The organism is Bradyrhizobium sp. CCBAU 11357 (genome assembly GCF_028128865.1).
In the GTDB taxonomy this organism is placed as follows: Bacteria; Pseudomonadota; Alphaproteobacteria; order Rhizobiales; family Xanthobacteraceae; genus Bradyrhizobium.
In genome coordinates, this window is record NZ_LBJW01000093.1 from 71759 (window position 1) to 86175 (window position 14417).

Genomic DNA, 14417 nt, shown 5'->3' on the forward strand with positions numbered 1-14417 from the left:
CCGGCCATGATTCGGGACAAGTCCGCCAAGACCCCAGCCAAAGACGCGTCCAAAAAGCAGGCCGCGACCAAGGCTGCGCCTGACAAGGCGGCGAAAGCGCCTGCGGCGAAGATGTCTGCAGTCACAGCGGCGAAGGTTGCTGCCGGCAAGAAAGGCGTCATCGCTGTCGCTCCCCCCAGCTTCCGCCGCGAGCGCGCGCTGATCAAGCGCGGCGTCTGGCCGGTCGCGGGCTGTGACGAGGCCGGCCGCGGCCCGCTGGCAGGTCCCGTGGTGGCCGCCGCGGTGATTCTCGATCCCGACCGCATTCCGCGCGGCATCGACGATTCCAAGCGCCTGACCGCCGAGGAGCGCGAAAAGCTGTTCGACAAGATCTGCGCCACCGCGCAGGTCTCGGTCGCCGTCGCGTCGCCGGCGCGAATCGACCGCGACAACATCCTGCGCGCCTCGCTGTGGGCGCTGAAGCGTGCCGTGGTGGCCCTGCCCGAGGCGCCCAGGCACGTCTTCGTCGACGGCCGCGACCGGCTCGACACCGCATGCGATTGCGAGGCGGTGATCGGCGGCGACGGTATCGTGCTGTCGATCGCCGCGGCCTCCATCGTCGCCAAGGTCACCCGGGACCGGCTGATGTGCGCGCTGGCGCAGGACTGCCCCGGCTACGGCTTCGAGCAGCACAAGGGCTACGCCGTCCCCGAGCATCTCGACGCGCTCGATCGCCTCGGCCCCTCCATCCACCACCGCAGCTTCTTCGCCCCCGTCGCCGCCGCCCGCGCCAAGCACAAGCCCTGGACCGTCGAGCCGGTGCAGGACCTGTTCTCGGTCACCGAGGTCGAGGTGCAGGTCGAAGCGAGCGTCCAGATCGACGCCTCCGTAAATCTCTAGCTGATCCTCCCACGGGCATCCGCGCGTCATGGCCGCGCAGGCGGGACAAGCCCGGGCATGACGATCCGCGGCGGTTGCCACAACCCGTGACGCCCTTTATCAAAACAGACGTGAGCGAATAGGGCCGGCTGGACGGGTTGGCTGCACCTTCGGACGTTGCATGCGGTTTACCTCCCTGGTCATCGAGCTCATTCGCGCCCGGCCGCGGCTGATCGTTTGGATTGCCGTGCTGCTGCAGGCCGCCATGTGGCTGTTCGTGGCGCTGGTGTTCTACCGCAGCCCGCCCGGCACCCTCGCGACCCTCTTGGCTTTCGGCAGGGAATACCAGGTCGGCACCGATCTCGGCCCGCCGCTGCCGGTCTGGCTCGCCGACATCGCCTATCGCGCCGCCGGCGGCCACATGTTCGGTGTCTATGTGCTCGCCGAGCTCTGCGAGATCGCGACCTTCATCGCGCTCTATCATCTCTCCCGCGCCGTGGTCGGCTCGCAGCAGGCGGTGCTCGCCGTGCTCCTGACCATGACGGTGTTGGCGTTCTCCTCCTCGGCGCTGGACTTCGGCCCGCTGATCCTGGCGCGGCCGCTCTGGGCGCTCTTGCTGCTGCACTCCTGGCAGATCATCGGCCAGCGCCGCGGCAATGCCTGGTTCGCCTGGTCGATCGAAGCCGGCCTCCTGCTGCTGACGACCCCCGCCGCGATCTTCCTGCTGCTGCTGATCGTCGTCTTTGCGGTCTCGACCGCCGGCGGTCGCCGGACGCTGCGCGGGCTCGATCCTCTGTTCGCGCTGATCGTTGTCGCCGTGCTGGCGCTGCCCTATGCGGTCTGGCTGATGCGCGCCGAGACGCTGACGCTGCCGGCCTTGCCGCAACTCGCCGAGCTCAACGTCCGCGCGCTGCATGCGGCCTGGCTGTTCGGCGGACTGGTGCTCGGGGCGGCAGCGATCCCGGCGCTGACCTTTCTCAACACCGGGGTGGTCGCCGGCAAGGGCGAGGAGCCGCCGATCATCTACCGCCCGCCGGTCGAGCCGCTCGCGCGCAACTTCGTCTATTTCTTCGCGTTCGCTCTGCCGCTCGGCGCGGTGCTGATCTCCGGCGTGCTGGGGCTCGAGTCCGTGGTCGGCGGCCCCGGCGTCGTGCTGATCATGTCGGGGCTTGCCGTGGTCGTCGCGGCCGGCGATCTCATCGCGATGCGTCGCGCGCGCATGCTGCGCATGGTCTGGGCCGCCGCCGTCGCCGCGCCCGCCGCCGGCGTGGTGCTCGCCATCCTGTTCCTGCCCTGGACGGGCGCCAACGAAATTGCGACCTCGATGCCGGCGCGCGCGATCTCTGATTTCTTCGACGAGAGCTTCGCCCGCCGCACCAACCATCGCCTGCGGGCTGTCGCCGGCGAGACCCAGCTCGCCAGCCTGATCACGCTGCATTCCGGCCGGCCGCATCTGTTCATCGACGCCGACCCCGCGCGTACGCCGTGGATGAACCCGACCAAGTTCAGCGAGACCGGCGGCGTCGTGGTCTGGCGCGCCTCCGACACCGCCGGCACGCCGCCGCCGGAGATCCTCAAGCGCTTCCCCGGCATCGTGCCGGAAGTGCCGCGCGCCTTCGAATGGCTGGTGACCGGCCGCCAGCAGCTCCTGCGCATCGGCTGGGCCATCGTGCGGCCGAAGGGGGCGTGACGCCCGCGCGCGCTCCCTCCGTTGTCATTGCGAGCGAAGGAAGCAATCCAGAATCTTTCCGCAGAGGGATTCTGGATTGCTTCGTCGCTTCGCTCCTCGCAATGACGGGGAGGGAGCGGTCCGCCCCTCACGCCCCCGCCAGCGCCTTCGCGATCGATCGCAGGTCCTGCCAGGCCAGCCGCTTGTAGGCCGGCGAGCGCAAGAGATAGGCCGGGTGGAACGTCGGCAGCGCGCGGATCAGCCGCTGGCCGGTGTCGTAGTCGAACCAGCGCCCGCGCGTGCGCATGATGCCTTCGCGCGTTCCCAGCAGCGTCTGCGTCGAGGGATTGCCGAGCGTCACCAGCACGTCGGGGTTCACCACCTCGATCTGGCGCTGGATGAAGGGCAGGCAGATTTGCGTCTCTTGCGGCGTCGGCGTGCGGTTGCCGGGCGGCCGCCAGGGAATGACGTTGGCGATGTACGCGGTGGTGCGGTTGAGTCCGATGGCTCCGATCATCAGATCGAGCAGCTTGCCACTGCGCCCGACGAAGGGCAGTCCCTCGATGTCCTCGTCGCGGCCGGGCGCCTCGCCGACGAACATGATGCGCGCCTGCGGGTTGCCGTCGGCGAACACCAGCCGCGTCGCCGTGTGCTTCAACGCGCAGCCCTCGAAATTCTGCATCAGCTCGCGCAGCGCCTCCAGGGTCGGCGCGGTGCGCGCGGCCTCGCGTGCCGAGGCGATGGCGACCTCCGGTGCAGGCGCAGCTTCCCCGCGCATGACCGCGGGCGCAGCGACCGGGCGCGGCGCCTCGGCTTGCGGGGCCGCGCGCGGACTGGGTGGCGGCGTAACGATTTCCGCCAGGCGGTCTATCGGCTCCTCCGCAAGCGCGCAGTCGACACCGGCCTCCAGATAGAAGGCGAGCAGCTCTCGGACGGTGGGTGCGGGTTCGGGGATCATGGGAAAGTCTGACTTTTATATCACCTTGGGCGGCCTTGCATCCCGGCGGAACGCGATTCCGAGGTTGTCCTACCCGGAAAAATCGGAAACAAGGGGGCGCAAACGACCGAGGACCGTCTCAAGGGCTGAGATCAGATGAGCACCCAAGAACTTCCCCCGCGCGAATCCATGGAATTCGACGTCGTCATCGTCGGCGCCGGCCCCTCCGGTCTGGCGGCCGCGATCCGGTTGAAGCAGCTCAATGCTGATGTCAATGTGGTCGTGGTGGAGAAGGGCTCCGAGGTTGGTGCGCACATCCTCTCGGGCGCCGTCATTGATCCCGCGGGCCTCGACAAGCTGATCCCGGACTGGCGCGAGGATGCCGACTGCCCGCTGAAGACGCAGGTCAAGGACGACCGCTTCTACTGGATGACCGGCGGCGGCGCGATCAAGCTGCCGAATTTCATGATGCCGCCGCTGATGGACAATCATCACTGCTACATCGGCTCGCTCGGCAATGTCTGCCGCTGGCTGGCGCGCAAGGCCGAAGCGCTCGGTGTCGAGATCTATCCGGGCTTTGCCGCGGCCGAAGTGCTCTACGACGAGGAGGGCAAGGTCAAGGGCATCGCCACCGGCGACATGGGCATCGGCCGCGACGGCAAGCCGAAGGACTCCTTCACCCGCGGCATGGAATTGCTCGGCAAGTACACGCTGTTCGCCGAAGGTGCCCGCGGCAGCCTGACCAAGCAGCTCATCAACAAATTCGCCCTCGACGCCAAGAGCGAGCCGCCGAAGTTCGGCATCGGCCTCAAGGAGGTCTGGCAGATCGATCCCGCCAAGCACCAGAAGGGCTTGATCCAGCATTCATTCGGCTGGCCGCTCGACCTCAAGACCGGTGGCGGCTCGTTCCTTTATCACTACGACGACAATCTCGTCGCCGTCGGCTTCGTCGTGCATCTGAACTACGACGATCCCTATCTATCCCCGTTCGACGAATTCCAGCGCTTCAAGACCCATCCCTCGATCCGCGGCATTTTCGAGGGCGCCAAACGGCTCGCCTACGGCGCGCGTGCGATCACCGAGGGCGGCTATCAGTCGGTGCCGAAGCTGAGCTTCCCCGGCGGCGCGCTGATCGGCTGCGCGGCCGGCTTCGTCAACGTGCCGCGCATCAAGGGCGTGCACAATGCGATGGGCACCGGCATGCTGGCTGCCGAACATGTCGCGGCCGCGCTCGCCGCCGACCGCGCCAATGACGAGCTCGTCGAATACGAGAACGCCTGGCGCTCCTCATCGGTCGGCAAGGACCTGTTCGTGGTCCGCAACGTCAAGCCATTGTGGTCGAAATTCGGCACCGTGCTCGGCGTCGCGCTGGGCGGCTTCGACATGTGGTGCAATACGCTGTTCGGCGCCTCGCTGTTTGGCACGCAGTCGCACGTCAAGCCCGACCGCGCCACGCTCGATCCGGCCAAGAGCCACGCGCCCAGGACCTACCCGAAGCCTGACGGCAAGATCACGTTCGACAAGCTGTCCTCGGTGTTCCTGTCCAACACCAATCACGAGGAGGACCAGCCGATCCATCTGAAGGTCACCGACATGAACCTCCAGAAGACCTCCGAGCACGACGTCTACGCCGGCCCCTCGAATCGCTATTGCCCGGCTGGCGTCTATGAATGGATCGAGGAGGGCTCCGGTCCTCGCTTCCAGATCAACGCCCAGAACTGCGTCCACTGCAAGACCTGCGACGTGAAGGATCCCAACGGCAACATCACCTGGGTTCCCCCGGAGGGCGGCGGCGGCCCGAATTACGAGGCGATGTGAGGGCGCATCGCACGGGTGACAAGGGCGCACGTTCCCGTGAGGACGAGGCTGCGGCGACCCGCCGCGGCCACGATAAGGCCATAGTGGCGGCGTCTTGGGGCGCTCGCGCGGCTTCATTGGGCCGGTTTGGGCGCGATCTTCCCGGTCCGAATCCTTGCGGCGAAGCGCCAAAAGCGGCATTGTCGGCCTGACGGTTCCGGGTCCGAATGTCACCGGCCGCATTCGCATGCGATACGGCCTTCTGCTGCAAACCCAGGCACCACCAACTCAAGGCGAGCCCTGATGTTTTCAAATCGTTTCAACCGCTGGACTGCTGCCGCCATCGCCCTCATGGGCACTGCGATCGCGACGGTCCCCGGCGCGGTCCTGGCGCAGACGCCGGATCATCCGGAGAACACGGCGGCGCAGTTTCCGACGCGAAACGATCTGAAGTCGCTCACCGGCGCCGGCAGCTATCTCGCCGCCCGCCACGCCAGCGTCGAGCGCGACGCGGCCTCGGCCGCCGCATTCTACCGTTCGGCGCTCCGCACCGATCCCAAGAACAACGAGCTGCTCGACCGTGCCTTCATCTCGTCGGTCGCCGACGGCGACATCGACGAGGCGGTCAAGCTCGCCGAGCGCATCCTCACCATCGACAAGACCAATCGCGTCGCGCGCCTCGTCGTCGGCGTGCATGATCTCAAGGTGAAGAAGTACGCGGCCGCGCAGACCAACATCAACCAGTCGATCCGCGGTCCCATCACCGATCTCGTCGCCACGCTGTTGTCGGGCTGGGCCGCCTATGGTGCGGGCGATGCCAAGGGCGGTGTCGCGAACATCGACAAGTTGGCAGGTCCGGAATGGTATCCGCTGTTCAAGGACCTCCACACCGGCATGATCCTGGAGCTCTCCGGCAAGGAAAAGGACGCCGGCACCCGCTTCGAGCGCGCCTACAAGCTCGACGATTCCATGCTGCGCGTGACCGAGGCCTATGCGCGCTGGCTGTCGCGCAACAAGGATTCTGCCGCGGCCACCAATGTCTACCAGGCCTTCGACAAGAAGCTGGCACGCCATCCGCTGATCCAGGAAGGCCTGCGCGACACCAAGGCCGGCAAGAAGATGGCGCCGCTGGTCGATTCCGCGCAGGCTGGCGCTGCCGAAGCGCTCTACGGCATCGGCGCGACGCTGACCCGCCGCGGCGGCGAGGACCTGGCGCTGGTCTATCTCCAGCTCTCGCTCTACCTGCAGCCGAGCCATCCACTGGCGCTGCTCTCGCTCGCCGATCTCTACGAATCGGTGAAGCGGCCGCAGATGGCGATCAAGGTCTATGAGCGCGTGCCCGCGAACTCGCCGCTCAAGCGCAACGCGCAGATCCAGCTCGCCATCGATCTCGATTCCGCCGACCGCACCGACGACGCGATCAAGATCCTCAAGGGCGTCACAACGGAGGATGCCAAGGACCTCGAAGCCATCATGGCGCTCGGCAATATCGAGCGCGGCCGCAAGCGCTTTGGCGAGTGCGGCGCGACCTATTCGAAAGGCATCGACGTGCTGCCGGCCGGAAACGACAAGGCCAACAGCGTCTGGTACTATTATCGCGGCATCTGCGAGGAGCGCTCCAAGCAATGGGCCAAGGCCGAGGCCGACATGAAGAAGGCGCTGGAGCTGCAGCCCGACCAGCCGCACGTCCTCAACTATCTCGGCTATTCCTGGATCGACCAGGGCGTGAATCTCGACGAAGGCATGAAGATGATCAAGCGTGCCGTCGAGCAGCGTCCCGACGACGGCTACATCGTCGACTCCCTCGGCTGGGCCTATTACCGCATCGGCAACTACGAGGAGGCGGTGAAGAACCTCGAGCGCGCGATCGATCTCAAGCCTGAGGATCCCACCATCAACGACCATCTCGGCGATGCCTATTGGCGCGTCGGCCGCACGCTGGAGGCCAAATTCCAGTGGTCGCATGCGCGCGATCTCAAGCCCGAGCCGGAAGAGCTGCCGAAGATCGAGGCCAAGATCGCTGGTGGCCTTCCCGACGACAATTCGAACTCTTCTGCGGCGCAGGCCGAGAAGAAGAAGGATGACGGCAAGGGCGGCTAAGAGAGCGCATGATCCGGAAAAGTGTGTAGCGGTTTTCCGATCAGATCATGCGCAAACAAGTGAGTCTTTGGGGGCTGATCGCCAATGTCGGCGTTGATTGAAGAGGGGCGGGCGAAGGTCAATTTGAGCCTTCGCGTCGTCGGCCGTCGGGCCGATGGCTATCATGATCTCGAAAGCGTGGTCGCGTTCGCCGACTGCGCCGACCGGCTGACGCTGGAGCCGGGCGGCGAGCTGAAGCTGACCACGACGGGGCCGCTGGCTGCCGCCTGCGGCGATACCGCCGACAATTTGGTGCTCAAGGCGGCCAAGCTGCTGGCCGAAGCCGTCCCTGGGCTGAAGCTGGGCGCCTTCGCGCTCGACAAGGTGCTCCCCGTTGCGGCCGGTATCGGCGGCGGCTCGGCCGATGCCGCGGCCGCGCTGCGGCTCCTGGCGCGTCTCAACGATCTGTCGCTTGACGATCCCCGCATTCAGAAGGTCGCGCTCGCGACCGGCGCCGACGTGCCGGTGTGCCTGCTCTCGCGCGCCTGCGACATGACCGGCGTCGGCGAGCAGCTGCTGCCGCTCGCGCTGCCGAGTATGCCCTGCGTCATGGTCAATCCGCGCGTGCCTGTTGCCACCAAGGACGTGTTCCAGACGCTGGGCTTGCGCAACGGCGAGCTTCTGGTTGGCGTCACCGACGTCATCCGCGCGCCGGCCTGGCCGGAGGAGGGCGGCTCGATTTCCGATTGGGTCGAGGTTCTCGACACCGTCGCCAACGACCTCGAGGCGCCTGCGCTGCGGATTGAGCCTGTGATCGGCGAGGTGCTGGACGCCTTGCGCGATTCCGCCAGCGTCAAGCTCGCCCGCATGTCCGGCTCGGGCGCGACGTGCTTTGCGATCTACGGCGCGCCTGCGGAGGCGCATGCCGCGGCCGAAAAGATCCGGCGCGATCACCCCGGCTGGTGGGTGCATGCGGGCACGTTGAGCTAGCTCTATCCGTCATTGCGAGCGCAGCGAAGCAATCCAGAATCCCTCCGGGTGGCAGCCTGGATTGCTTCGCTACGCTCGCAATGACGTGGATGTAGCTGCGTGATGCGTGCACACTGCCGTAGGGTGGGCAAAGCGCAGCGTGCCCACCAATCCATTCGCGCAATCTGGATGCATGGTGGGCACGGCGCCGTTGCGCCTTTGCCTACCCTACGGCAGCGAGCTAGTGGCCGCTTTCCTCAGCCAATCCCAGAAACCGCCGAATCTCGCCCAACACCTCCTGCGGCTTGTCGTGCTGCAGCCAGTGTCCCGCCCCGGCGATAGTCTCGACGCGCGCGTTCTGGAAATAGCGCTCCAGGCCCGCGGCCTTGGCGCCAGCCAGAAAGCTTTCGCCGGCATTGAGCAGCAGCGTCGGGCAGGCGATGCGCGACCACAGCTCGATGTGATCGTCGGGCCAGAGCCGGTGCGGCGCAGAGGCGCGCTGGTAGGGATCGAACTTCCAGCTATAGCTGCCGTCCTCATTCCGCCGCGCGCCATGCGTGGCGAGATGCAGCGCGAGGTCGCGGGCGAGGCGCCTGTTATGCAGCATCATCTGCGCGGCGGCGTCCTCGAGCGTCGCATAGCGGCGCGGGGTGCGGTCGTGCAGCCTGTCGAGCTGGCCGACCCATTTGCCGATGCGCTCATGCGCCGGCGGCTTTGCTGTATCCGGCAACATGGTCACGCCGTCGAGGACGACGAGCTTGTTGACCCGTTCGGGGAATGCGCCCGAAAAGATCAGGCTCACCATGCCGCCCATCGAATGGCCGATCAGAGTGACCTGAGGCGCTGCGATGCTGCGAACCAGCTGCGCGAGATCGTAGACATATTCTGTCAGTGCGTAGCTGCCGCCTTTCGTCCAGTCGGAATCGCCATGGCCACGCAGGTCGGGCGCGACGACGTGGAAATGCGATTGCAGCGAGCGCGCGATGTGATCCCAGCTGCGGCAATGATCGCGACCGCCGTGCACCAGGATGGCGACGGGTGCGCCCTCGTTGCCCCAGTCGGCGTAATGCAGCCGCAGGCCGTGCGATTCATAGAAGCGGTCTTGCGGGGCGCTAGCCATTTGCCGGCCGCCGCGCCAGGGCGAGCGAGAGGCCGAGGCTCGCGATGAAAACGCCGGAGCCCTGCGTGAGGCGACGCATCAGAAGCGGTCGCCCGATCAACTGCGCGCGCGTCGCCGAGGCCATCAGCACCACCACGACATCCGCGAGCGTGTTCAGTGCCACCGAGATCGCACCCAGCTGGATGAATTGCAGCGTCGGGTTCGATCCAGCGGGATCGAGAAACTGCGGAATGAAGGCCAGAAAGAACGCCGCGGTCTTCGGATTGAGCGCCTCGACCAGCACGCCGTCGCGGAACGCGCGCTTGTCGCCGATCGGCTCGCTCCCAAGCGACAGGTTGCCGCCGGCGCTGCGAAACGTCTTGATGCCGAGCCAGACCAGATAGAGCGCGCCGACGAATTTCACGGCGGCAAACAGCTCTGCGCTGGCCAGGATGATGGCGGAGATGCCGAGGCTGCCCGCGACCACATGAACCAATCCGCCCAGCGCCGTGCCCGCGGTCGAGGCAAAGCCGCTGGCACGCCCCTCCGACAAGGTTCGTGCCGCGACGTAAAAAATGCCTGGGCCTGGAATTGCGGCAATGAGGAGAGCTGCGGCCAGGAACAGCCCAAAATTCGTTTCGATCATCCCGTTTTCGTAGCGGAGCGGGCGGCGATTGCAAGGCCTCTCGCTCAGCCGATCCGGCGGAAGATCACGCTGGCATTCACCCCGCCGAAGCCGAACCCGTTGGAGATGGCGTGCTGCATCGGCATCGGCCGTGCGCTACCTGCGACAATGTCGATGCCTTCAGCGCCCGCATCGGGGTTTTCGAGATTGAGCGTGGGCGGCGCGATCTGGTCGCGCAACGCAAGCACGGTGAAGATCGCTTCCAGCCCGCCGGCGGCGCCCAGCAGGTGACCCGTGGCCGATTTGGTCGCGCTCACGGCAATGCCGCGGTTACGGCCGAACAGCGCGGCGATGGCGCCAAGCTCGCTCTCGTCGCCGGCCGGTGTCGAGGTCGCATGCGCGTTCAAGTGCTGCACATCGCCAGGCGCAAGGCTCGCTTGCCGGAGCGCGATCTCCATGGCGCGGCGGGCACCGTCGCCATCCGGCGGCCCCGACGTCATGTGATAGGCGTCCGCGGTCGTGCCGTAGCCGACGATCTCGGCGATCGGCGTCGCGCCGCGGGCCTGCGCATGTTCCAGCGCCTCGATCACCAGGATGCCGGCGCCTTCGCCCATGACAAAACCGTCGCGGTTGCGATCGAACGGACGCGAGGCGCGCGCGGGCTCGTCGTTGAAGCCGCTCGACAGTGCACGCGCTGCCGCAAAGCCGCCGAGGCTGACGATGTCGATGCAGGCCTCCGCGCCGCCGCAGATCGCGACGTCTGCTTCGCCTGATCGGATCATGCGCGCGGCATCGCCGATCGCCTGCACGCCGGCCGCGCACGCCGTGACGGGCGTGCCCAGCGCGCCCTTGTAGCCGTATTTGATCGAGACGTGGCCGGCGGCGAGATTGGCGAGGAACGAAGGGATCGTGAACGGCGACAGCCGGCGCGCGCCACGCTGCTCGGTGATGCGGACCGCCTCCGCCATGGCCGGAAAGCCGCCGACGCCGGAGGCGATGATCGTCGCGGTGCGCTCCAGCGCGCTCGCGTCCTGCGGCGTCCATTTGGCCTGCGCGACGGCTTCCGCCGTGGCGAGCAGCGCGAACAGGATGAAGCGGTCCATCTTGCGCTGGTCTTTTGACGCGGCGGCCTGCGCGGGATCGAAACCGCCTTCGGCATCATTGGCCTTGTCGGGCACGAGACCTGCGATGCGCGCCGGCAGCGCCTGTGCCCATTCCGGCAACGGGCGCAGCCCGCTTTGCCCCGCGAGCAACCGACGCCACGTCAGTTCGACGCCGCATCCAAGCGGCGACACCGCGCCCATTCCCGTCACGACGATACGAGGCATGTCAGTCTCCAGCCGGCGTGACGGCCGGGTTCATGGCCTTGAGCGAAGCGAGCCGCGCGCGCATGCCGCGACTGGCGCGGGGACCGGCGACGACGACCGCATTGGCGAGCGTGATCGGGCGCTTGTCGACGGCATCGACCACGACCGGCTCGAACGGGCGGACGTCGCCCCGGTTCGCCAGCAGGATGGATGCGCCCTTCGGCGCGAGATGCTTGTTGCCCCAGGCCAGCAATGTTGCGATCACGGGGAAGAAATCCCGCGCCTTGTCGGTCAGCACATATTCGTAGCGCGGCGGGCGCTCCTGATAGCGGCGACGCACGAACATGCCGCTTTCGGTCAGATGCGCGAGCCGCCGCGACAGGATGTTCGGCGCAATGCCGAGGCTTTGCGAGAACTCGTCGAACTTCGTCGCACCCTGAAACGCATCGCGCAGGATCAGGATGCTCCACCATTCGCCGACCGTCTCCACCGCGCGGCCGACCGGGCATTCCAGCATGGAAGGGGATTTGGGCTGCATGGCGGGGAAGGTAGGTGGCTTACTTGCAAAATGCAAGTGACTAGGCGCGCGAAGCGTGGAGAGCGAACTGCAGCGCGTCCGGGACATGAGAGCGAGCGGTGCCGGTCACGCCACCCTCCGTCATTGCGAGCGCAGCGAAGCAATCCAGACCGTTTCCGCGGCGGGACTCTGGATTGCTTCGCTGCGCTCGCAATGACGGTGCGAGAGCAGCGCGCACTTATCCGTCACCGGCACCTGAGGTGCTCGCCTCTTCGGCGAGCCTCGAGCGACAACGGCTTCGCCGTTGCGCGGGGACGACGGAGTCGGCAACAATGCGAAAATCGGAAAGGACGTCAGCGCCGGTCGCCTAATGCGACCGTGCCAAGCAAAACGCCACGACCTGCTCCAGCGCGCTCTTCATCGGCGAGGGCGGAAACAGCGCCAGCGCATCCACGGCCATGGCGCCGTAGTGCTGGGCGCGGCTCAGCGTATCCTCGAGCGCGCGGTGCTTGTTCATCAGGCCGAGGGCGTGATCGAGATCGGAATCGCCGATCTCGCCGCGCTCCAGCGCACGGATCCAGAAGGCGCGCTCGGTGTCGTTGCCGCGGCGGAAGGCGAGCACGACGGGCAGCGTGATCTTGCCTTCGCGGAAATCGTCGCCGGTGTTCTTGCCGAGCTTGGCGCTCTTGCCGCCGTAGTCGAGCACGTCATCGACGAGCTGGAAGGCGATGCCGAGATTCATGCCGACCGAGCGGCACGCGGTCTGCTCCGCCTTCGGGCGGTTGGCGATGACCGGGCCGACCTCGCAGGCGGCGGCGAACAATTCGGCCGTCTTGCCGCGGATCACCGCGAGATATTCGTCCTCGGTGGTCGCGGTGTTCTTGGCAGCCGCGAGCTGCATCACCTCGCCCTCGGCGATGGTGGCGGCGGCCGCGGAGAGGATGTCGAGCGCGCGCAGCGAGCCGACCTCGACCATCATGCGAAAGGCTTGGCCGAGCAGGAAGTCGCCGACCAGCACGCTCGCCTCGTTGCCCCAAAGCATGCGCGCCGAGAGCTTGCCGCGGCGCATCTCGCTCTCGTCGACGACGTCGTCGTGCAGGAGCGTCGCGGTGTGCATGAACTCGACAGAGGCGGCTAACTTGATATGGCCATCGCCGTTGTAGCCGGCGAGATTGGCCATCGCGAGCGTCAGCATCGGCCGCAGCCGCTTGCCCCCGGAGGAGATCAGGTGGTTGGCCACTTCCGGGATCATGGTTACGTCGGAGCCAGTCCGCGACAGGATCGTGGCATTGACGCGCTCCATATCGGGGGCGACAAGGGCAACCAGCTCTTCGATCGACGCGCCGGGAGTTTCGAAAGGTACGATGACGGCCACGCCGGTCTCCAATATTTGCCCCGGAAGGGCTATTCTGATGGAAATACAATAGAAACTGGCGGCGAATGCGGCAAGGCCCGCGGAACCATTGACATTTGCCGCGTTAGCCACTTTCAGGCAGGAGATCTGCGTTTTGCGTGAACTGGTTCGGACCAACGATGTGGTGCTGGTGTCGGCGATCGGCGCGCTGCTCGACGGCGCCAACATCCACCATCTGGTGCTCGACCAGAACATGAGCATCATCGAAGGCTCCCTCGGCATATTGCCGCGGCGGATCCTGGTTCATGAGGACGACGCCGAGGAGGCCAGGGCGCTCCTCACCGAAGCCGGCCTCAGCCACGAATTGCGCGGCGATGATTGAGGCCGCGGATATTACCGAGGACGCCTTTCTCGGCGGGCAGTTGCGCTTGATGCAGAAGCGGTCCGGCCATCGCGCCGGGCACGACGCCGTCCTGCTCGCAGCGGCGATCGACGCTAAGGCGGGGGACCGTGTGGTCGACCTTGGCGCCGGCATCGGTACGGCGGGGCTCGCGCTCGCGTGCCGCGTCGCGGGGATCAGGCTCAGCCTGGTCGAGATCGATCCGGAACTGGCGGAGCTCGCGCGGGCCAACGCCGCGGCGAACGCGATCGCCGCCGAGGTCATCGTGCTCGACGTCACCGCCGATGCGCAGGCGTTTGCAGCGAACGGACTTCTGCCCGACAGCGCCGACGCCGTGCTGATGAACCCGCCCTTCAACGATCCCGCACGCCATCGCGGCTCACCGGATCAGGCGCGTCACATCGCGCATGTGGCGACAGAGGAGACGCTGCATGCGTGGGTGCATGCGGCCCGGCGTATTCTCCGTTCGAGCGGTGTGCTGACTCTGATCTGGCGCGCGGACGGAATCGGCGACGTCATGGCAGCGCTGTCACGCGGCTTCGGCAGCCTTGCGATCCTGCCGGTTCATGGCGAAGCGGGAAAGCCCGCGATCCGCGTGCTGGTGCGCGCACTCAAAGGCGGCCGGGCACCGACGCGATTGCTGCCCGGGCTCATGCTTAACGAGGAGTCAAACGTGCCTAAAAAAGAGGTGCGGGATATTCTGGAGGGGAGGGCGGCGTTGCCGCTGGCGGAGCCGTGACGGCTTACTGCGGAAGCGATTCCGTCTGCTGCTCTTGCGGGGACGTAAAGCGAATCGCCGTGAAAAG

13 protein-coding genes are annotated in these 14417 nt (G+C 66.7%); 7 read left to right on the forward strand and 6 right to left on the reverse strand.

Annotation, left to right across the window (positions count from 1 at the left end):
• Nucleotides 1-6: 6 nt before the first annotated feature.
• Both XI05_RS13400 and XI05_RS13405 read left to right on the forward strand, forming a co-directional pair.
• The gene (locus XI05_RS13400) at nucleotides 7-879 is read left to right on the forward strand and encodes a ribonuclease HII (protein ID WP_271502159.1); all 873 of its coding nucleotides are present in this window, start codon (nucleotides 7-9) and stop codon (nucleotides 877-879) included.
• A gap of 160 nt (nucleotides 880-1039) precedes the next feature.
• A complete protein-coding gene (locus tag XI05_RS13405; RefSeq protein ID WP_271502162.1) occupies nucleotides 1040-2548 on the forward strand; it encodes a glycosyltransferase family 39 protein in 1509 nt (502 codons plus the stop codon).
• A 127-nt stretch (nucleotides 2549-2675) separates the two neighbouring features.
• Here XI05_RS13405 and XI05_RS13410 read toward each other — a convergent pair whose 3' ends face one another.
• The gene (locus XI05_RS13410) at nucleotides 2676-3485 is read right to left on the reverse strand and encodes a uracil-DNA glycosylase (protein WP_271502165.1); all 810 of its coding nucleotides are present in this window, start codon (nucleotides 3483-3485) and stop codon (nucleotides 2676-2678) included.
• Between the two features lie 135 nt (nucleotides 3486-3620).
• On the opposite strand from XI05_RS13410, the gene XI05_RS13415 reads away from it, so the two are divergent.
• The 3 genes from XI05_RS13415 (at nucleotide 3621) to XI05_RS13425 (ending at nucleotide 8330) form a co-directional block, all read left to right on the forward strand.
• Nucleotides 3621-5282 (forward strand): electron transfer flavoprotein-ubiquinone oxidoreductase, encoded by a 1662-nt coding sequence (locus tag XI05_RS13415; protein WP_271502168.1) that lies wholly within the window; start codon nucleotides 3621-3623, stop codon nucleotides 5280-5282.
• A 282-nt stretch (nucleotides 5283-5564) separates the two neighbouring features.
• Nucleotides 5565-7361, forward strand: a complete 1797-nt coding sequence (locus tag XI05_RS13420; protein WP_271502173.1) for a tetratricopeptide repeat protein — start codon at nucleotides 5565-5567, stop codon at nucleotides 7359-7361.
• A gap of 84 nt (nucleotides 7362-7445) precedes the next feature.
• Nucleotides 7446-8330 (forward strand): 4-(cytidine 5'-diphospho)-2-C-methyl-D-erythritol kinase, encoded by an 885-nt coding sequence (locus XI05_RS13425; RefSeq protein ID WP_271502176.1) that lies wholly within the window; start codon nucleotides 7446-7448, stop codon nucleotides 8328-8330.
• A 220-nt stretch (nucleotides 8331-8550) separates the two neighbouring features.
• On the opposite strand, the gene XI05_RS13430 is transcribed toward XI05_RS13425, so the two are convergent.
• From XI05_RS13430 to XI05_RS13450, 5 genes are all read right to left on the reverse strand, one after another.
• Nucleotides 8551-9429 (reverse strand): alpha/beta fold hydrolase, encoded by an 879-nt coding sequence (locus XI05_RS13430; RefSeq protein ID WP_271502179.1) that lies wholly within the window; start codon nucleotides 9427-9429, stop codon nucleotides 8551-8553.
• Nucleotides 9422-10054, reverse strand: a complete 633-nt coding sequence (locus XI05_RS13435; protein ID WP_271502182.1) for a LysE family translocator — start codon at nucleotides 10052-10054, stop codon at nucleotides 9422-9424. The genes XI05_RS13430 and XI05_RS13435 overlap by 8 nt, the downstream gene beginning before the upstream one ends.
• A 44-nt stretch (nucleotides 10055-10098) precedes the next feature.
• A complete protein-coding gene (fabF, locus tag XI05_RS13440; protein ID WP_271502185.1) occupies nucleotides 10099-11361 on the reverse strand; it encodes a beta-ketoacyl-ACP synthase II in 1263 nt (420 codons plus the stop codon).
• Between the two features lies 1 nt (nucleotide 11362).
• Nucleotides 11363-11878 (reverse strand): winged helix-turn-helix transcriptional regulator, encoded by a 516-nt coding sequence (locus tag XI05_RS13445; protein ID WP_271502188.1) that lies wholly within the window; start codon nucleotides 11876-11878, stop codon nucleotides 11363-11365.
• A 346-nt stretch (nucleotides 11879-12224) separates the two neighbouring features.
• Entirely contained in the window at nucleotides 12225-13232 is a 1008-nt protein-coding gene (locus XI05_RS13450) for a polyprenyl synthetase family protein (protein ID WP_172787508.1), read from the reverse strand.
• A gap of 133 nt (nucleotides 13233-13365) precedes the next feature.
• Between XI05_RS13450 and XI05_RS13455 the strand changes: the two genes are divergently transcribed.
• Both XI05_RS13455 and XI05_RS13460 read left to right on the forward strand, forming a co-directional pair.
• On the forward strand, nucleotides 13366-13593 hold the full coding sequence (locus tag XI05_RS13455; protein WP_271502191.1) for a putative signal transducing protein: 228 nt from the start codon (nucleotides 13366-13368) through the stop codon (nucleotides 13591-13593).
• Nucleotides 13586-14350 carry a tRNA1(Val) (adenine(37)-N6)-methyltransferase gene (locus tag XI05_RS13460; protein ID WP_271502194.1) on the forward strand — a complete coding sequence of 255 codons (765 nt, stop codon included), beginning with the start codon at nucleotides 13586-13588 and terminating at the stop codon, nucleotides 14348-14350. Before XI05_RS13455 ends, XI05_RS13460 begins: the two co-directional genes overlap by 8 nt.
• The last annotated feature ends 67 nt before the right edge of the window (nucleotides 14351-14417 follow it).